Origin of the sequence: Streptomyces sp. NPDC048514, assembly GCF_043199955.1 — a bacterium.
Taxonomy (GTDB): Bacteria; Actinomycetota; Actinomycetes; order Streptomycetales; family Streptomycetaceae; genus Streptomyces.
In genome coordinates, this window is the sequence record NZ_JBICWT010000001.1 from 543,304 (window position 1) to 560,501 (window position 17,198).

At 71.4% G+C, this 17,198-nt stretch carries 14 protein-coding genes and 2 pseudogenes; 8 read left to right on the top strand and 8 right to left on the bottom strand.

Going from position 1 to position 17,198, the window contains the following annotated elements; all coding sequences use genetic code 11:
• Window positions 1–84: 84 nt before the first annotated feature.
• The gene (locus tag ACGFT2_RS02340; RefSeq protein WP_393272629.1) at window positions 85–1,095 is read right to left on the bottom strand and encodes a hypothetical protein; all 1,011 of its coding nucleotides are present in this window, start codon (window positions 1,093–1,095) and stop codon (window positions 85–87) included.
• Window positions 1,096–1,427: 332 nt separating this feature from the next.
• Between ACGFT2_RS02340 and ACGFT2_RS02345 the strand changes: the two genes are divergently transcribed.
• Complete coding sequence (locus tag ACGFT2_RS02345) at window positions 1,428–2,930, top strand: MFS transporter (RefSeq protein ID WP_393272631.1); 1,503 nt, start codon at window positions 1,428–1,430, stop codon at window positions 2,928–2,930.
• A 109-nt stretch (window positions 2,931–3,039) separates the two neighbouring features.
• On the opposite strand, the gene ACGFT2_RS02350 is transcribed toward ACGFT2_RS02345, so the two are convergent.
• On the bottom strand, window positions 3,040–3,297 hold the full coding sequence (locus ACGFT2_RS02350; RefSeq protein WP_393272633.1) for a hypothetical protein: 258 nt from the start codon (window positions 3,295–3,297) through the stop codon (window positions 3,040–3,042).
• A gap of 181 nt (window positions 3,298–3,478) precedes the next feature.
• On the opposite strand from ACGFT2_RS02350, the gene ACGFT2_RS02355 reads away from it, so the two are divergent.
• Window positions 3,479–4,561: a nitrous oxide reductase family maturation protein NosD gene (locus tag ACGFT2_RS02355; protein WP_393272634.1), complete on the top strand. Its 1,083-nt coding sequence runs from the start codon at window positions 3,479–3,481 to the stop codon at window positions 4,559–4,561.
• 133 nt (window positions 4,562–4,694) lie between these two features.
• Here the strand turns inward: ACGFT2_RS02355 and ACGFT2_RS02360 are convergent, their stop codons facing one another.
• Both ACGFT2_RS02360 and ACGFT2_RS02365 read right to left on the bottom strand, forming a co-directional pair.
• Window positions 4,695–5,723: an amidohydrolase family protein gene (locus ACGFT2_RS02360; protein WP_393272636.1), complete on the bottom strand. Its 1,029-nt coding sequence runs from the start codon at window positions 5,721–5,723 to the stop codon at window positions 4,695–4,697.
• A gap of 138 nt (window positions 5,724–5,861) precedes the next feature.
• Complete coding sequence (locus tag ACGFT2_RS02365) at window positions 5,862–7,481, bottom strand: FAD-dependent oxidoreductase (protein ID WP_393272916.1); 1,620 nt, start codon at window positions 7,479–7,481, stop codon at window positions 5,862–5,864.
• Between the two features lie 286 nt (window positions 7,482–7,767).
• Here ACGFT2_RS02365 and ACGFT2_RS02370 point away from each other — a divergent pair, with 286 nt between their 5' ends.
• Window positions 7,768–9,072 (top strand): cytochrome P450, encoded by a 1,305-nt coding sequence (locus tag ACGFT2_RS02370; RefSeq protein ID WP_393272638.1) that lies wholly within the window; start codon window positions 7,768–7,770, stop codon window positions 9,070–9,072.
• 98 nt (window positions 9,073–9,170) lie between these two features.
• Here the strand turns inward: ACGFT2_RS02370 and ACGFT2_RS02375 are convergent, their stop codons facing one another.
• The 3 genes and pseudogenes from ACGFT2_RS02375 to ACGFT2_RS02385 form a co-directional block, all read right to left on the bottom strand.
• Window positions 9,171–9,416, bottom strand: coding sequence for a DUF5133 domain-containing protein (locus ACGFT2_RS02375; protein WP_393272640.1), 246 nt, complete (start codon window positions 9,414–9,416; stop codon window positions 9,171–9,173).
• A 194-nt stretch (window positions 9,417–9,610) separates the two neighbouring features.
• Window positions 9,611–9,817, bottom strand: a pseudogene (locus ACGFT2_RS02380) (hypothetical protein); the annotation flags it as partial.
• A gap of 16 nt (window positions 9,818–9,833) precedes the next feature.
• A pseudogene (locus ACGFT2_RS02385) lies at window positions 9,834–10,202 on the bottom strand (serine/threonine protein kinase); the annotation flags it as partial.
• Window positions 10,203–10,824: 622 nt separating this feature from the next.
• Here ACGFT2_RS02385 and ACGFT2_RS02390 point away from each other — a divergent pair.
• Both ACGFT2_RS02390 and ACGFT2_RS02395 read left to right on the top strand, forming a co-directional pair.
• Complete coding sequence (locus ACGFT2_RS02390; RefSeq protein ID WP_393272642.1) at window positions 10,825–11,169, top strand: MerR family transcriptional regulator; 345 nt, start codon at window positions 10,825–10,827, stop codon at window positions 11,167–11,169.
• 156 nt (window positions 11,170–11,325) lie between these two features.
• Window positions 11,326–12,171, top strand: a complete 846-nt coding sequence (locus ACGFT2_RS02395; RefSeq protein ID WP_393272643.1) for an RNA polymerase sigma factor SigF — start codon at window positions 11,326–11,328, stop codon at window positions 12,169–12,171.
• A gap of 150 nt (window positions 12,172–12,321) precedes the next feature.
• Here the strand turns inward: ACGFT2_RS02395 and ACGFT2_RS02400 are convergent, their stop codons facing one another.
• Window positions 12,322–12,885 (bottom strand): hemerythrin domain-containing protein, encoded by a 564-nt coding sequence (locus tag ACGFT2_RS02400; RefSeq protein WP_393272644.1) that lies wholly within the window; start codon window positions 12,883–12,885, stop codon window positions 12,322–12,324.
• Between the two features lie 581 nt (window positions 12,886–13,466).
• Here ACGFT2_RS02400 and ACGFT2_RS02405 point away from each other — a divergent pair.
• From ACGFT2_RS02405 to ACGFT2_RS02415, 3 genes are read left to right on the top strand one after another with little or no spacing between them, the layout of a single operon-like run.
• Window positions 13,467–14,477, top strand: coding sequence for an NAD-dependent epimerase/dehydratase family protein (locus ACGFT2_RS02405; RefSeq protein ID WP_393272646.1), 1,011 nt, complete (start codon window positions 13,467–13,469; stop codon window positions 14,475–14,477).
• 55 nt (window positions 14,478–14,532) lie between these two features.
• Window positions 14,533–16,167, top strand: a complete 1,635-nt coding sequence (locus ACGFT2_RS02410; RefSeq protein WP_393272649.1) for a carbamoyltransferase — start codon at window positions 14,533–14,535, stop codon at window positions 16,165–16,167.
• The gene (locus ACGFT2_RS02415; protein WP_393272650.1) at window positions 16,164–17,159 is read left to right on the top strand and encodes a glycosyltransferase family 2 protein; all 996 of its coding nucleotides are present in this window, start codon (window positions 16,164–16,166) and stop codon (window positions 17,157–17,159) included. The genes ACGFT2_RS02410 and ACGFT2_RS02415 overlap by 4 nt, the downstream gene beginning before the upstream one ends.
• Window positions 17,160–17,198 lie beyond the last annotated feature (39 nt).

A 17,198-nucleotide genomic window follows, 5' to 3' on the forward strand; every position in this document is an offset into this window, starting at 1 on the left:
CAGCGGACCGTCACGTTGAAGACGGGTCAGGCGGTGCCGCTCCCGGCGGGGCGCCGGGACGGCGCCCCGCCGGTATGTGTCCGTCTACACCACGAACGCGTTGACGCGGCCCGCGGCGATCTGCTTCCTGCCGCTGACAGGCTCCGCGACCGCAGGCTCCGGCGAAGAGGAGTTCAGGCTCCAGCGGTACCCGGCGAAGAGCGAGGTGTCCGGGTGGGCGTAGAAGACCATGTGGCCGTAGCCCACACCGTTCTTCTCGTCGTAGACGACGTCCGGGCCGTCGGTGACAGTGGCCCGCGTGTCGGGGTGGGCGCGGTAGCGGTCGATGCTGGCCCGGCTGGTCAGGGTGGGGCCGCCGTGCGGGTTGCTGGTGCAGTCGATGATCTGGAAGAGATGCGGGACGACACCGGGTATGCCGAGCTGGTCGTCCACGGAGGAGGGGTAGGTGCCGAGGTAAGCGCGGATCAGCACCGTGTGCCCGGTGTAGGGGGCACTTCGCGCGCCGGGGTCGTAGTCCCAGGCGACGATGTCACCGGGGCGCAGGTTCACCGGCTTGGTCACGGGGTCGAAGTGCGGCACGTCGGCGGCGTTGCGGAACCCCGCTTGGAGATCCTCGGCGGTGGGCTGGGAGGAGGAGGCTCGCGGGCGGCCGTCCTTGCGCGGGAAGTACTGGTCGAAGTACGCGCGGGTGGCCCAGCCGTAGGCCGTGCCGGCGCCGTAGGTTCGCTGCAGCAGCAGCGTCATGAACGAGGCGCACTGGGAGAGGTTCTCGAACTCTTCCGGATGTCCCGGACGGCCCCAGGTCACCGCGGTCTCGCCCAGGTCCTCCCCGGCCGCGTCGTACCGGTTGTGGTCCCACTGGTCCGCTCTCAGCCGCAGGTAGTCCACCAGTGTCTCGGCCTCCAGCAGGTGAGGCGGCTTGAGCGGGAACAGCGCCGCGGACGCCGGCTCCGCGGCGGCGGCCGGGGCCGACGGGACGAGGGCCCCGGCGGACGCCCCGAGGGCCAGACCGGCTCCACCGGCCAGCAGACGGCGCCGGGAAGGGCGGGGCGAGGATGACGAGGATGCGGACGAGGGCGCTGCGGATGTGCTCATGGGGTCTCCTTGGCCGTGGGCTTGGTGTCCGGTGCCGCAGAACGCTACCCAGTAGATGATCTTCGTTGCCAGGCGAGGCGAGGCGAGGCGAGGCGAGGCGAGGCGAGGCGAGGCCAGGCCAGGCCAGGCGAGGCCAGGCCAGGCCAGGCCAGGCGAGGCCTGCCGATCCGAGCCGATCCGAGCCGAGGCCGGTGTCTCGTGCCGTCGTCGAGGGACGCCTCCGTCCGAGGCCCCCCATGTGTGCCCGGCGCGGAGGCCGGGGCCCGACGCCCCCGCGGCCCGGCTCACCTTCCCCGCTGGTGCGACCGGCCGTGCCTGCATAGCGTGATCACATGACCACAGAAACGGCCCGGCCCGCTCTCGACGACCGGCGGTGGAAAGCGCTCGGAGTCTGTCTGACCGCTGGATTCATCTCGCTGCTCGACGTCTCGATCGTGAACGTGGCGCTGCCTTCCCTGGAGAGCGGTCTCGGTGCCTCCGAGGCCACCCAGTCCTGGGTGGTGTCCGGGTACGCCCTCGCCTTCGGGCTCGCGCTCGCACCGGCGGGGCGGCTGGGCGACCTGCGGGGGCGCCGCCAGGCGCTGTTGTTCGGACTCGCGGTGTTCACGGCCGCGTCGGTGGCGTGCGGCCTCGCCACCGGCCCCATCTGGCTGGTGGTGTGCCGGCTGATCCAGGGTGCGGCCGCCGGTGTGGTCGCACCGCAGACCTCGGGGCTGATCCAGCAGATGTTCCAGGGAGCCGAGCGGGCCCGGGCTTTCGGTTTCCACGGCAGCGTCGTCGCCGTATCCACCGCGGTGGGCCCGCTGGCCGGCGGACTGCTGATCCAGGCGTTCGGCACGGACGACGGGTGGCGCTGGGTGTTCTTCGTGAATGTGCCGATCGGGGTGGCCGCCCTGGTCGCGGGGAACCGGCTGCTGCCCCGGCTCCCGGTGCCGGGCGACAGACGGGAGAAGTTCGACCCGTTCGGCGTACTGCTGCTCGGCGCGGGCGTGCTCGCGCTGCTGCTGCCCCTGGTCCAGGAGCAGCAGTGGCAGGGCCGGGCGAAGTGGCTGCTGATCCCGGTGGCCGTACTGCTGCTCGCCGCCTTCTGGGTGTGGGAGAGGGACCGGGGACGCCTGGGCAAGGCGCCGCTGGTCGACCTCGGGCTGTTCTCCCTGCGCTCCTTCACCCTCGGCGCCCTGATCAGCCTCACGTTCTTCGCCGGACTGACCACCATCTTCTTCGTCCTGTCGCTGTTCCTGCAGAACGGCGTGGGATACAGCGCGCTCGGCGCGGGGGTGACGATCCTGCCGTTCGCGGCCGCCTCGGCGGTCGGCGCGGCCATCGGAGGACGGCTGGTGATGCGCTACGGCCGCAGCCTGGTCGTCATCGGCCTGAGCGGCGTGGCCCTCGGGCTGCTCGGTGTCGTCGTCGCCGTCCACTTGGTGCCCGGGGACGGCGTGGGCTGGGCCATGGCGCTGCCGCTGGTCATCGGCGGAATCGGATCGGGCCTCACGGTCTCACCCAACACCACCCTCACGCTCATGCTCGTCCCGGTACGACGCGCCGGTGCGGCGGGCGGGGTGCTGCAGACCGGCCAGCGCATCGGCTCGGCGGCCGGTATCGCCGTGGTCGGCGCCGTCTACTTCGCGCATCTCGCCAACCGCGGCCGCGCCACGACGGCCCTTCAGCTCGGGCTGCTCACCGCTACGGCGATCATCCTCGTCGCCCTGTACCTGGCGGTGGCCGACCTGCGGGAGCGCCGGGCGCATCCGGGACGCGACGACCTCGCGGCGGCGGCGCCGGGGGGCCTCGGGGAGAGCGGGGCCGGCGAGAAGGCGGGGCGCGGGGCCTGAGACCGGGCGGCGACCGGCGAGACGCGCCGCCCGGGGGGAAGCGCCCGTCCCCTGATCGCCACCCCGGTGCGAGAGCCGCCCCTTTCCCGGGGCGGGGAGCGCCGCAGTGTCAGCCCTTCGAAGGGCTGAACTGCCGGCGCGCCTCGAACAGGGCCAGCGAAATCTTCACCGCCGTCGAAATGGTCAGGGCCTGCATGAAGGGCATACCCATGAGCCACAGTGCCATCATCATGGCGGTGAGGACCAGAAACACCGGCAGCAGCATGGTCTCCTTGACGGCGGAACGCAGAAAACGCGTCACCGCTCTTGGCCGATCCGCCGTATCGATCACGCCGACCCGGATCTCTTCTTCGTCGACCTGCGGCATTCTCTGTCCTTCCCGGGGACTCGTATCCGCTAGCGAGCCTAGGTACGGCCGGATCGGGCTGCCACCGCTGCTACTCCGACATCAGCGGAACGCGGCCGCTGATGTGAACCTTTACGCCCGACCGGCGGCATGCGGGCGAGTGCCGCGCGAGCAACCGCGTATTCGGTCCTACGTTCCGGATATGAAAAGGAACCATGTTCGGTACGCCGCGTTCGTCGCCGTACTTCTCGGCGTGGGCCCCGGCGCCTTCCCGGCCGCCGCGGCACCGCGCACCCTGACGGTGCACCCGGGGGAGTCGATCCAGAAGGCGGTGAACGCCGCCCGTGCCGGTGACACGGTCTTCGTGCAGGCCGGCACGTACCACGAGAGTGTCACCGTCAAGACCTCCGGGCTGACACTGCGCGGCGCCGGTCCCCGCACGGTGATCGTGCCTCCCCAGAAGAAGAAGGCCGCCCCGAGCCCCAAGGCGGCGATCGGCTGCGTGGAGGGCGGAAAGGGCATCTGCGTGGTGGGGCTCAGGAACAAGCCCGTCGCGAACGTCACCGTCTCCGACCTCAGGGTGACGGGCTTCTCCAGTGTCGGTCTGTGGTCCCTGGCCACCGACCACCTGACCGTGCAGCGGGTCAGGTCCGAGAAGAACGGCAAGTGGGGCATCTCGCAGGAGCACTCCACCCGTGGTGTGTTCAGGAGCAACATCGCCCGCGGCAACGGGGACGCCGGCCTGTACCTCGCCAACACGACGATGTCGGAGAAGGGCGCCACCGACAGCCGGGGACTGGTCGTGGAGGGCAACTCCCTGGAGAACAACCGGAACGGCCTGACGATCCTCCGCCTGCGCAACCTGACGGTCCAGCGGAACCACCTGACCGGCAACTGCGCCGGGCTGATGGTGATCGGCGACGAGAACAAGCCCCGTGCCGGCGCGCTCACCATCAGCGGGAACCAGGTGCTCCACAACAACAAGTACTGCGCCAAGACGGCCCGGCTGCCCTCCGTACAGGGCGCCGGGATCGTGCTGGCGGGCGCGGAGAACGCTCTGCTGACGCGCAACGTGGTCGCGGGCAACAGCGGCAAGTCCTCGCTGTCGGGCGGAATCGTGCTGTTCAAGAGCTTCGTCGGCGCGGTCAACGAGAAGAACCGCGTCGACGGCAACTGGATCACCGCCAACGCCCCCGCCGACCTGGTCAACCAGAACGCCACGAAGGGGAGCAACCTCTTCCGCGGCAACTTCTGCCGGGTCTCGATCCCCGCGGGACTGTGCTGAGCCTAACCCGTGCGTCGGCCGTGCGGCTCCGAGAGGCGAGCCGCACGGCCGACGTCTGAGCGAGCGAGCCGGGCCGCGCCCCAGCGCGTCGTTCGCGCACGCGGTCCGAGTACGAGCACGGGCCCGGGTGCGCTCAGACCGGCGCGAGTGCGGGCAGGAGGCGCAGGGCGTTGCCGCGGTTGATGCGACCGCGCTCCTGGTCGCCGAGGGCGGGATCCCGGTCCAGGGCGGGCGTCGTCACGTCGGTGACCACGCGGGTGGGGGTCGGCGGCCAGTCGCTGCCGTAGAGGATGCGGGAGGAACCCGCCGCGGCCAGCAGCGTGGGTGTGGCCGACGGGGACATGGGCGCGGCCGTGTCGTAGTAGAAGCGGTGCAGGTAGTCGCGGACGCGGCCGGGGTCGACGGCGGGGACGAGCTGGCGTCCGAAGACCTCGATCCGGCTCGCGATGTACGGAAGGTACCCGCCGCCGTGCGGGAGGATGAAGGTGAGCCGCGGGAAACGGTCCAGCGTGCCGTTCATGATCAGGCTCAGTGCGGCGCGGGTCGTGTCCATGAGGAAGTCGCACACGAACGGCGGCACGCCCTCGGGGGCGCCGGAGGTGTTCACCTGCATGGGGTGGGTGCTGATCACAGCGGCACGCTCGTCGAGTTCCGCCATGATCGGGTCGAGACCCGGGTCGCCCAGATACGTGTTCCCCGTACTCGTGCGCGCGCTGACGCCCACCGCGCCGAGCCGGTCCATCCCGTGGCCGACGGACCAGCGGGAGAGCTCGGCGTCGTCGAGGAAGACGGGTGTGAAGAAGGCGAAGCGGCCGGCGTGCCTGGCGGTCAGGTCGCCGGCCGCGTCCAGGGCGACACGTGTGCTCTCCTTGCGTGTCGCCGCATCCTGGAAGCGTCCCAGCATGGCGACGGTGAGGATGCTGGTGCGCGTGCCGGTCCGGTCCATCAGGTCCAGGGCGGCGGCCTCGTCCCACCGGGTCCACGGCGGCAGGCTGTCCCGGTCCGCGAACCCGTTCTGCTCGGCCCACCGCACCCATTCGGGTGCGGTGTAGTGGTGGTGGACGTCTATTCGTTCGTGCCGGGCGTCGTCGGCGCTCACCGCGGTGCGGTGGCCTATGTCGCCCGGAGCCTGCAGATCGGTCGTCTCGGCGGCGTGAGGCATGGGAGGGCTCCTGGGATGGAACGGTTCGGGGGGCGTGGGAGAGCGGGATCAGCGACTGGAGGGCGGGCTCGGCGGCTATCGGCGGCTGGAGAGCGCCGATCGGCGGCTTCAGTGGCTGAACAGCGCCGAACGGCGGCTTCAGCGGCTGAGGAGGCCTTCGAGGGTGTGCGTCAGCTCGTCCTCGGGGTTCGCGGGGAGGTCAGCGGAGCGCCAGGCGACGATTCCGTCGGGGCGGACCAGCACCGCGCCCTGCGGGGTGACGCCGTGGACGGTGGCCCAGTCCGCGGCACCGGCACCGGTGTCGGGAGCGGTGTCGAGGTCGAAGTCCGGGCCGGCGCCGATGCGGTAGGACACCAGGGGGATGCCGAGCTTGGCCGCCGCGGCGTGGGCGGCCGACGGCCAGGGCCCGTCCGTGAGGCCGCAGAGCAGCACGAAGCTCCGCTCGTACAGGTCGATCGTCGACTTGGGGTCCCCGTTGTGCACGACCGTCATGTGCGGGGCCCGAGTACCGGGGTCCGCCTGCAGGCGCAGCGTCTCCGGGATGGTCGGCGCGTCGGTGTCGGCGCCGGACACGGCCGTGGAGACGTACCGGTAGCCGAGGGACACGGTCATCAGGTCCGTGCTCTGACCCGGCCCCTGCGCGGCCGTGTATCCGGGGTGCTGCTCGCGCGCGGCCTGCTCGATGGCCCGGGCGCTCGTGGCCAGGGCGACCGGGCGCCGTTCGTTCTCGTAGGTGTCCAGCAGGCCCTCTCCCGCCCAGCCGTTGAGTACGGCCGTGAGCTTCCAGGCGAGGTTGTGGGCGTCCTGGATGCCCGTGTTGGACCCGAAGGCACCGGTGGGGGGCATCTCGTGGGCCGAGTCACCGGCGAGGAAGACGCGCCCCTGCCGGTAGTGGTCGGCGACCCGGTCCGCCGCGTGCCACGGGGCGCGTCCCGTGACCTCGACGTCCAGGTCCCGTACGCCGGCCGCGGCCCTGATGTGGTCGGCGATGCGCACGTCGGTGAAGTACTCGAGCGTCTGGCCGCGCTCCGGGAACCACGGGACGTGGAAGACCCACTTCTCCTCGTTGTCGACGGGCAGCAGGACCCCTTCGCCCTCGGTCCCGTTCAGGTAGCACACGAGGAAGCGCTGGTCCCCGACCACCTGGCGGAGGAGCTTGCTGCGGAAGGTGACGCTGACGTTGTGGAACAGGTCGCCCCCGCCGCTCTGTCCGATGCCCAGCCGCTCGCGCACGGGGCTGCGCGGCCCGTCGGCCGCCAGGAGGTAGGCCGTGCGCATCGAGTACGTACGGCCGCTCTCCCGCTCGCGCAGTTCGCACGTCACGCCGTCCCGGTCCTCGGTGAAGGAGACCAGCTCCGTACCGAAGCGCACGTCCCCGCCGAGTTCACGGGCGTGTGCCAGCAGGACCGGCTCCAGGTCGTTCTGGCTGCACGCGCACCGCCGGGTGGAGCACACGTTCGTCTCGGGGGCCCCGCCGGTGAGACGGGCCGAGAGCCATCTGCTCTCACCGCCCGACAGTCTGTCCGTCTGCATGATGCCGTGATTGCCGGACAGAACGGCCGCGGCCTTTCTGATGTCCGGTTCCAGTCCGGCGGTGCGGAACAACTCCATGGTCCGCATGTTGTTCCCCCGGCCCCGGGGGTGTTCGGAAGTGGCGGCCCGGCGTTCGGCGACCATATGGCTGACGCCCAGTCTTCCCAGAAACACCGACGCGGACAGTCCGACAAGCGAACCGCCCACGATCAATACCGGCACCATTTCTTCGTCGCGCGTTTCCACGGCCCGTCCTCCTCCAGTGACCCAGCGGTAGTTCGGGCAGCGAATTCGAACTCATGGCGGCCCTGAATCCGAACCTGTCACAGGCCCCCCAGGTCGGCAATCGAGCCTTCCCCCGGACGGCGCACTCGGCTTCTGCGCTTCCGTGCGCTGCGGACGCCGTACGTCCGCGTCAGGGTGAATCGCGTTTTCCCGTTCCGGGTGGCGTCAATGCATTCCAGCGTCCCAGCAGTCCCGTGCCACCGTGGGAAGAGAAGAAGGGCCGTCGATGACTCAGATGCAGGAGCAGGAGACCGCGGACGAGACAGCCCGGGCAGTGGACGCGGCATCCCGTGGCTGCCCGGTGTACCGGGCCGATCCGCACCCCCTCTATCAGCACCTGCGTGAGAACGCGCCCGTCTGCCGCCTCACTCCGCCGCACGGTGTCGACTCGTACCTGATCACCCGGTTCGAGGACGCGAAGGCAGCCCTGGCGGACCCGAGGATCAGCAAGGACATGTACGCGGCCATCGACGCCTACCGGTCCATCTTCGGCGACTCCTCCATCGCCCTGGACGACAACATGCTGTTCGCCGACCCGCCGAAGCACACGCGGCTGCGCCGGCTCGTCAACCGCGCCTTCGTCCCGCGCCGTATCGAGGCGCTGCGCCCACGGATCCAGGAGATCACCGACGCGCTGCTCGACGACTGCTCCACCCTGCAGCCCGTCGACCTGCTGTCCGCCTTCGCCTTCCCGCTGCCCCTCCAGGTGATCTGCGAGCTCATCGGCGTCCCCGAGGAGGAGCGGCAGGAGGTCCAGCAGTGGTGCAGCGTCGTCGCGCGGACCGGATTCAGCAAGAAGGACAAGGATCGCCTGGCCGAGGCGGAGAACACCCTACGTGAGTACTTCGAGGTCCTGATCGCCCGCAAGCGCAAGGCGCCGGAGGACGATCTGCTCAGCGTCCTCATCCAGACGCGGGACGAGCAGGAGTCGCTGACGGACGGTGAGCTGCTGTCCACGCTGTGGGTGCTGCTGTTCGCGGGCCACAAGACGACCGCCTATCTCATCGGCAACGCCGTCTACACCCTGCTCACCCACCCCGAGCAGCTCAGGCAGGTGATCGACCAGCCCGCCCTCCTCCCGAACGCGATCGAGGAGATCATCCGTTTCGAGGGCTCGGTCGAGAACGCGACCTTCCGCCACGCGCTGGAGGACATCACCATCGCGGGGACGCTCATTCCCAAGGGTTCGCTGGTGCAGATCGCGGTCACCTCGGCGAACCGGGACGCCGCCGCGTTCGAGAGCCCCGAGACCTTCGACATCACCCGTCCGGGTGTGCAGAGCAACCACCTGGGCTTCGGTACGGGGCCGCACTACTGTCTCGGCGCACCGCTGGCGAGGATGGAGATGCAGATCGCCCTGGAGTCCCTCTTCCGCCGCTTCCCGGAACTCTCCCTGGCCCAGCCGGGGGACGAGGCCAAGTGGCTGACCGTGCCCTTCCCCGCGTTCCGGGGCCTGACCGAGCTGCCCGTCGTCCTGGACCCCTCCAAGCTCCTGGCAGACCGGGCGTCCGGGATGCTCGACATCGCATGACCCCCCGGGCGTGGCCCGCGACCACGGCACCACGGCTGTGACCCGTGACCCCGGCGAAGCGCGCTGTCGGTATGGACGGCGCGACGCCGGGTCGCGGCTCAGGCGGCCAGGGCCTGGCCGGCCCTGGTGGCGGACTGACGGTCCGCTCGCAGCCGGTCCAGGAGGGCGTCGGCGGCGGCGAGGGCCTGCTCCACCGACTGGGTGCCGGTCATGACGCAGAGCGTGTGGGAGGTGTCCTCGAGCTCCCGGCTGGACCGGCCGGTGGGGTAAAGGTCGTGGCGGAACCGGGCATCGGCGAAGCGGGCCAGCACCGAGCGCAGTTCCTTCTCCACGGGCAGCAGCACAGTGACGACCTCTCCTCAGAGGCGGGCCGTCGTACGTACGGGGCCCGCGAATTCCGCCGGGTAGCACGCACCGCTCGGCGGCACCGCCGTGGCGGCGGAGCGGCACGTCCTGTGGCGAGTCGTCTGCCCTCGCCGGACCACCGTATGCCTGACGGGCCGGCGGATCGCCCGGCCTGGGGGATCGGCGTCGCGGTCACACCGCCCGCGCTGAGCACGATGCAGACGCCGTTGGCGTCGAGCCCGACGTCGTTCGTCTCCGGCGTGGCGTCGACGGCGCCGTCGGTGCCGAGGATCCGCGCACGGTAGCGGAGTTCGCCGACCTTCGTGACCTTGGCCGTCCGCCCGCCCGCGAGTTCGAAGGTGCCCGGTCCGCTGTGGCCGCCGCCCACCCAGGAATGGACCTAGCGGTCATGATGGCGCACGCAGCAGGCCCAGTGCCAGCGGCCGCAACTCGCCTGAGCGCAGCGGGCCTTGGTCGCGAATGCGGGCGGCGAGCGACTGGCCGGGCACGTACTGGGTGGCCATCCAGGGGGCTTCGGCCTCAGGGTCGGCGTCCACCACGGCCGCGGTGAAGGCACCGCTGACCCGGCGGGCGGCCTCGACCTCCTGCCGGAAACGGGCTCGGAAGACGGGGTCGTGGGCGTACCGGGTGTGCACGACCTTGACGGCGACCTCGCGGCCGGAACGCGATCTGCCCCGGTAGACCCTGCCCATGCCGCCGGCGCCGAGCCTGCCGACGAGCCTGTAGCCGCCGATGGACCTCGGGTCGTCCCTGTGCAGCGGCACGCGCACCCCCTCAAGTCGCCCAGCACGTCGAGGCGTCAGCATACGGAAGGCGGTACCCTCCCCAGCGGCCCGAGCCCGGCGCGACGGGCGGAGCGGGCCGCGACCGCAGGCCACAGTGTGCCGGTGGGCGGGGGAGTCATCGAGGGCGGCGGTCTTCCGGGTGTACGGGCGGCAGAAGTGCGCGCGTCGGCCCGCGAGAAAACCTGTGGTGGAGACAGTAGACATTGGCGCATCCCGGCGCTACTGTTCTGGTATACGAGAAGTCGGAGTGAGCGCGGCAGACACGAACTGCCACGCACGCCGGTCAGTAAGGACGCGGCCCTCGGGGCCGCGAGCATGACCAGTCGTATCCAGCAGTACGAACGAGTAGTCGAAGGTGAGGAGCAGAACGCCATCAGGATCGCCCGGGCGAGGAAATAGTCCGCCCGGGTGCCGCAGGCCCTGGATTGGAAGGTGGTCCCCGGTCACGCATACGCGATCCCCGCAGCCCAGCCCTCCCAGGCGGCACTGCGGAAGAAGAAGGCCGGCGCGGTTCTGCCGGTAGATGGTGTTGAAAGCTCGGGGCCCGGGTGCCGATTCATGGCACCCGGGCCCCCCGATGCGTCCCCGAAAGAAGAGGTCTATGCCCCCTGCCGGCCCCCGTCCCGTCGACAACCTCGACGATGACGACTACCCCGCCTACACCATGGGCCGGGCCGCCGAGATGCTCGGCACCACCCCCGCCTTCCTGCGCACGCTCGGCGAGCACCGCCTGATCACCCCCCTGCGCTCGCAAGGTGGCCACCGCCGCTACTCCCGCTACCAGCTGCGGATCGCCGCGCGCGCCCGCGAACTGGTCGACCGGGGCACCCCCATCGAGGCCGCCTGCCGCATCGTCATCCTCGAGGACCAGCTCGAGGAAGCCCAGCGCATCAACGAGCAACTGCGCACCCGGGGCGAGGAACCTCAGTCGAAGACCTCGGCCTGAGCGGTGCACCGGGCCCGAGACCGGAGCACGGCCCGGAAGGGGGCGAGACCGTCGTCCACATCGGTGGCATGGGTGCGGGATGAAGGGGTAGCCGATGCGTCGTCGGCCGTTTCGGCAGGCAGTGGTGGTAGGCACGACTTTTGGGAGGGGAACGCCATGGCGCTCATGAGCATCCCGGCGATGGACACGAAGACTGGCCGGTTGCCGGAGGTCGCCGATCCCTCCCGGGTGGCGCCCAAGGACGCCCGCGAGCTGTCCAGGCTGTTCTTCGACCAGCTGGCGGTTCTGGAAGAGGGAACGCCCGAGTACAGCTACGCGCGCAACACCCTCATCGAGATGAACATGTCCCTGGTCCGCTTCGCCGCCGGCAGGTTCCGCAGCCGCGGTGCGGAGGAGATGGAGGACATCGTCCAGGTCGGCATGATCGGCCTGATCAAGGCGATCGACCGGTTCGAGCTGACGCGCGAGGTGGAGTTCACCTCCTTCGCCATCCCCTACATCGTAGGAGAGATCAAGCGGTTCTTCCGCGACACCACCTGGGCCGTGCATGTGCCGCGCCGGCTGCAGGAAGCCCGCGTCCACCTGGCCCGCGCCACGGAAGAGCTGCGCAGCCGCCTCGGCCGTACGCCGACGGTCAAGGAACTGTCGGAGCTGATGAGCCTGCCCGAGGACGAGGTGCGGGAGGCCCGCCTGGCCGCCAACGGCTACAACTCCTCCTCCCTGGACGCCACGATCAGCGGCAGCGAGGACGGCGAAGCCGCCCTGCAGGACTTCATCGGCAGCGAGGACCAGGCGCTGGAACTGGTCGAGGACTTCCACGCCCTGGCCCCGCTGATCGCCGAACTCGGCGAGCGGGACCGGCAGATCATCCACATGCGGTTCGTGGAGGAACTCACCCAGGCCCAGATCGGGGAACACCTCGGCGTCTCCCAGATGCACGTCTCCCGGCTCCTGTCGCGCACCCTCGCCCGCCTGCGTGAAGGCATGCTCACCCAACGCTGAGCCCGACGCCGGTTGCAGCGAAAGGGCCTTTCCGCATCATGTGCAGCATGTGCGGGAAGGCCCTTTCGGGTGGAAAAAGAGGGCGCATTTCCTCGCAGAGAGCCTCGCAGAGAGGTTCCGTTCTCTGATTGTGCCCGGGCGCACAGCCGCTCAGCTCTTCTTGCCCCGTCCCGTGAGCGCGTCGCGCATCCGGTCCACCAGGCCCGTTCCAGGCGCCAGCAGCTTGTTGGCCGGGGGAGTGTCCGGCGCCGACGGGTGCGGGCGGGTGGGAGCCATCTTCTTCGCTCGGCGGACCTTGTCGCCGAGCTCCATCAGCGCGTCGGGCGGGCAGGCGGCCTCCAGCCGGGGGAACAGGTTCTGCTCCTCATCGGCCACATGGGACCGGATCTCGCTCATCAGCTGGGCCATGAGCGTGTCGAACCGCGGATCGTCCGCCCGGCAGCCCTCCAGATCCTTCATGATCTGCTCGGCCTTGGCGTGGTCCTCGATCTCCTTGTCGGCCAGTGCGTCGCCGCCCGTCAGGTGCTCGCGCACCGCCGGGTACAGGTAGGCCTCCTCCGCGACCGAGTGCCGGACCAGCTCGATCGTGGCCTGGTCGGCGAGATCCTTGCGCTGCTCGGAGCCGGGCGGCAGCGCCCCGATGCGGCCGAAGAACTCCTCGACCTCGCGGTGATCGGTCATCAGCTCCTGGATGACGTTTCCGCCGTGACCCATGTCGTCACCTCCAGCGAGAACCGCGGCGGCCGTGAGCGGCCGGCCGTTGCCCGGGTCGAGTGCCCCGCGCACCACCCGCCACACCGCCCGGGAGTGACGGCCGGATCGGGGACGCGGACACCCGCCGCAAGTCGCCGACAGGCTCTGAAACCATGGCTCGGTTCCGGTGCCCCACCGCACGCCCAGACCCACTGCGCACCCCCGCCGCGGCCCCTCACCGCGCCCCCACTGCGCACCCCCGCCGTGCCCTGTGTTCCCGCTGCATGACGCTCCTGCCGTGCACCCTGCTCGGCGCCGTGGTAACGGGCCGCCTGGGTCGCGCAAGCACCCGACATTCTGGACAATAGGGTTCATCGTGTGAAGTCAACCGGCAGGGAACCCCAAGCTGCCGGTGCCGTCCAGCCAGCGGCGGCCGACCAGGGCGGTCCCGGGACACGGGACCTCTGGCCCTGACCATTCCTTTCCGAATCGGCCGGCGACGCCTGACCGGCGACGCCTGACCCGGCGGCGGCACGCGCGCCGAACGCCCACGCAGGAGCGTTCCCCGGGGCGCGGACGACGTGGACGAAGGGACACCCCCGATGACCGGTGACACCCCATTTCCCTGGCGGCGCACGCTCGTGACCGGCGGCGCCGGCTTCCTCGGCTCCCACCTGTGCGAGCGGCTGCTGGATTCAGGTGTCGAAGTCGACTGCGCCGACAATCTCGTGTGCGGCCGCCGCGAGAACGTGGCCCACCTCGAAGGCCGGCCCGGATTCCGGTACATGCACTGCGACGTCTCCGCACCGGACTGCCCGGAGCGGCTGCCCGGCCCGTACGACCTGGTGCTCCACTTCGCCTGCCCGGCCTCGCCCGCCGACTATCTGCGCCTGCCCCTGGAGACCCTCGACGTGGGCAGCCTCGGCACCCGCAACACCCTGGACGTCGCCGAACGCGACGGCGCCCGCTTCCTGCTCGCCTCCACCTCCGAGGTGTACGGCGATCCCCTGGTGCACCCGCAGCACGAGGGCTACTGGGGCAATGTGAACCCCATCGGGCCGCGCAGCGTGTACGACGAGTCCAAACGGTTCGCCGAGGCCCTCGTCACCGCGCGCGCCGGGACCCGGCGCACGAACGCAGGTATCGCGCGGCTGTTCAACACCTACGGCCCGCGGATGCGCGCGCACGACGGCCGGGCGGTGCCGACGTTCGTCTGCCAGGCACTCGCCGGAGAGCCGCTGACCGTCGCCGGCGACGGCAGCCAGACCCGCTCGCTGTGCTACGTGGACGACACGGTCGACGGCGTGCTCCGGGTCGCCGCGAGCCGGTCCGTGCGACCGGTGAACATCGGCGGCAGCGACGAGATCACCGTCGCGGAACTGGCCCGCCGGGTGGTCGCCCTCACCGGCTCCCGCTCACCGATCGCGTTCGTCGACCGGCCGGTCGACGACCCGGGCCGGCGCCGCCCCGACACCACCCTCGCGCGCGAACTGCTCGGCTGGTCGCCCCAGATCCCCTGGGAGGAGGGCCTGAAGCAGACCATCGCCTACTTCGCGGCCCGGCCCCCGGACGGTGAACCGGCCCGGGCCCCGGCCCCGGCCCCGCAGCCCTGACCCGCCCCTCCTCGCCGCCCTGACCCGCCCCTCCTCGCCGCCCTGGAGGCAGCGCATGCACGTCCTCGGTATCAACGCACTCTTCCACGACCCCGCCGCGGCCCTGATCACGGACGGCAAGGTCATGGCGGCTGCGGAGGAGGAGCGGTTCTCGCGCCGCAAGCACGGCAAGCGGCCGGTACCCTTCTCCGCCTGGGAACTGCCCGAACAGTCGGCCCGCTGGTGCCTGGAGCAGGCCGGACTCACCCCGTCCGACCTTGACGCCGTCGCCTACTCCTACGACCCCACGCTCGCCCGGCCCGCCGAGCAGCTGGGCCTCGACGACCCCTGGGACCGCCTGCGTCAGGAGTACGCCCGCCAGGCCCCCGGCTTCCTCGCCGAGGCCCTGCCCGGACTCGACCCGGCCAAGGTCCGCTTCGTCCCGCACCACGTGGCGCACGCCGCCTCCGCCGGCCCGGTCTCCCCCTACCCCGACTGCGCCGTCCTCGTCCTGGACGGTCGCGGGGAGTGCGGTTCCCACCTGGCCGGCCGCTGCACCAACCGCGAACTGACCGTCCTCGGCACCCAGGAACTGCCCGACTCCCTCGGCCTGTTCTACGAGGAAGTCACCCAGCACCTCGGGTTCCTGCGCAGCAGCGACGAGTTCAAGGTCATGGCGCTCGCCTCCTACGGCACCCCGCGCTTCGCCGACCGGCTGCGCGCGTACGTCCACGCCGGCGACGGGGGCGGCTTCCGGGCCCGTCAGGTGCCCTGGGCCGACCTCGTCCCGCCACGCCCGGCGGGCGGCGCCTGGAACCAGGACCACGCCGACCTGGCGGCCAGCGCCCAGCTGTGTCTGGAGGAGACCATGCTCACGCTCGCCCGCGCACTGCACGAGCGTACCGGCGAGGACGCCCTGACCATGGCGGGCGGCGTCGCCCTGAACTGCGTCGCCAACACCCGGCTGTGGCGGGAGAGCGGCTTCGAGCACGTGTGGGTGCAGCCCGCAGCCGGCGACGCCGGAACGGCTCTCGGCGCGGCCGCGCACGTGGCCGGCCAGAAGGACACCCTGGAGCCGATGCCGACCGCCGCGCTCGGCCGTGGCTGGAGCGACGCCGAGCTGCGCGACTGGCTCGAACGGGCGGCCGTACCGTACGAGGAGCCCGCCGACATCGCCGAGACGACCGCCGAAGCGCTGGCCGCCGACGGGATCGTGGCCTGGTTCCAGGGCCGCAGCGAGTACGGGCCCCGGGCGCTCGGCCACCGCTCGCTGCTCGCCCACCCGGGCAGGGCGGCGAACCTGGAACGGCTCAACGCGGTCAAGGGGCGCGAGGAGTTCCGGCCGGTGGCCCCCATGGTGCTCGCCGAGCGGGCGGCCGAACTGTTCGACGGACCCCTGCCCAGTCCGCACATGCTGTTCGTGCATGACGTGGCCGCCGACTGGAAGGCGCGTATACCGGCCGTGGTCCACGTCGACGGCACGGCCCGCATACAGACCGTGGACCGGACCCAGGAGCCCTTGGTGGCCCGCGTGATCGACGGTTTCGAGCGGCGCACCGGATTGCCGGTGGTGGTCAACACCAGCCTGAACACCGCCGGCCGGCCCATGGTCGACGATCCGCGCGACGCCCTGGAGTGCTTCGGGTCGGCCCCCGTCGACCTGCTGGTGCTCGGACCGTTCGCCGTCCGCCGGGGGAGGGCGTTCGCATGACGGATGCGCCCGCCTACACCGTCGTCGTCCCGACGATCGGCCGCCCGTGTCTCGCCGACTGCCTGCGCGCGCTCGCCGAGGCCGCGGGGCACACCCCGCACGAGGTGATCGTCGTGGACGACCGGCCCGAGCCGGACGGCGATCTGCCGCTGCAGGCGGCCGGGCAACTCCTGGACCGCGTACGGACCCTGCGCACCTGCGGCAAGGGCCCGGCCGCCGCCCGCAACGCCGGCTGGCGAACCGTCCGGACGCCCTGGACGGTCTTCCTGGACGACGACGTCCAGGTGCTGCCGGACTGGTCCCGGCTGCTCGCCGAGGACCTGCGGGCGGCCGGCGAGGACGTCGGCGGTGTCCAGGGGCAGCTGCGTGTCCCCCTGCCCCAGGACCGCCGGCCCACCGACTGGGAACGCAACACCAAGGGCCTGGAGAACGCCGCCTGGGCCACCGCCGACATGGCCTACCGCACCCAGGCGCTCACCAGGGTCGGCGGATTCGACGAACGCTTCCCACGTGCCTTCCGCGAGGACGCGGATCTCGCCCTGCGGGTGCGGCGGGCCGGCTGGTCGCTGTGCCGCGGCAAGCGGGTCACCCGGCACCCGGTCCGTGCCGCCCACTGGTGGGCCTCGCTGCCGGTGCAGCGCGGCAACGCCGACGACGCCCTGATGAACCGGCTGCACGGACGCGACTGGTGGGACCGCGCCCAGGCGCCCCGCGGCCGGCTGCACCGCCATCTGGCGGTCACCGGTGCCGCGCTCGCCGCCGCCTCCTGCGCCCTGGCCGGCCGGCGCCGTGCCGCGACCGTCTGCGCGGCCCTGTGGACGCTGGGCACCGCCGAGTTCGCCCTCGCCCGCATCCTGCCCGGCCCGCGCACCGCCCGGGAGATCGCCGGGATGCTCGGCACCAGCATGCTCATCCCGCCCCTGGCCGTCCGGCACTGGCTGCGCGGAGCCGTACGCCACCGGCACGCCGAACCGCTGGGAGGTGCCGGATGAGCGGCGGCGCCGTCCGAGGACGCGGGACCGGGACGAGGG

Bases quoted from the DNA above. Each gene is read 5' to 3' on its own strand.
- ACGFT2_RS02340 (WP_393272629.1), bottom strand. From the start codon at position 1,095: ATGAGCACATCCGCAGCGCCCTCGTCCGCATCCTCGTCATCCTCGCCC.
- ACGFT2_RS02345 (WP_393272631.1), top strand. From the start codon at position 1,428: ATGACCACAGAAACGGCCCGGCCCGCTCTCGACGACCGGCGGTGGAAA.
- ACGFT2_RS02350 (WP_393272633.1), bottom strand. From the start codon at position 3,297: ATGCCGCAGGTCGACGAAGAAGAGATCCGGGTCGGCGTGATCGATACG.
- ACGFT2_RS02355 (WP_393272634.1), top strand. From the start codon at position 3,479: ATGAAAAGGAACCATGTTCGGTACGCCGCGTTCGTCGCCGTACTTCTC.
- ACGFT2_RS02360 (WP_393272636.1), bottom strand. From the start codon at position 5,723: ATGCCTCACGCCGCCGAGACGACCGATCTGCAGGCTCCGGGCGACATA.
- ACGFT2_RS02365 (WP_393272916.1), bottom strand. From the start codon at position 7,481: ATGGTGCCGGTATTGATCGTGGGCGGTTCGCTTGTCGGACTGTCCGCG.
- ACGFT2_RS02370 (WP_393272638.1), top strand. From the start codon at position 7,768: ATGACTCAGATGCAGGAGCAGGAGACCGCGGACGAGACAGCCCGGGCA.
- ACGFT2_RS02390 (WP_393272642.1), top strand. From the start codon at position 10,825: ATGCCCCCTGCCGGCCCCCGTCCCGTCGACAACCTCGACGATGACGAC.
- ACGFT2_RS02395 (WP_393272643.1), top strand. From the start codon at position 11,326: ATGGCGCTCATGAGCATCCCGGCGATGGACACGAAGACTGGCCGGTTG.
- ACGFT2_RS02400 (WP_393272644.1), bottom strand. From the start codon at position 12,885: ATGGGTCACGGCGGAAACGTCATCCAGGAGCTGATGACCGATCACCGC.
- ACGFT2_RS02405 (WP_393272646.1), top strand. From the start codon at position 13,467: ATGACCGGTGACACCCCATTTCCCTGGCGGCGCACGCTCGTGACCGGC.
- ACGFT2_RS02410 (WP_393272649.1), top strand. From the start codon at position 14,533: ATGCACGTCCTCGGTATCAACGCACTCTTCCACGACCCCGCCGCGGCC.
- ACGFT2_RS02415 (WP_393272650.1), top strand. From the start codon at position 16,164: ATGACGGATGCGCCCGCCTACACCGTCGTCGTCCCGACGATCGGCCGC.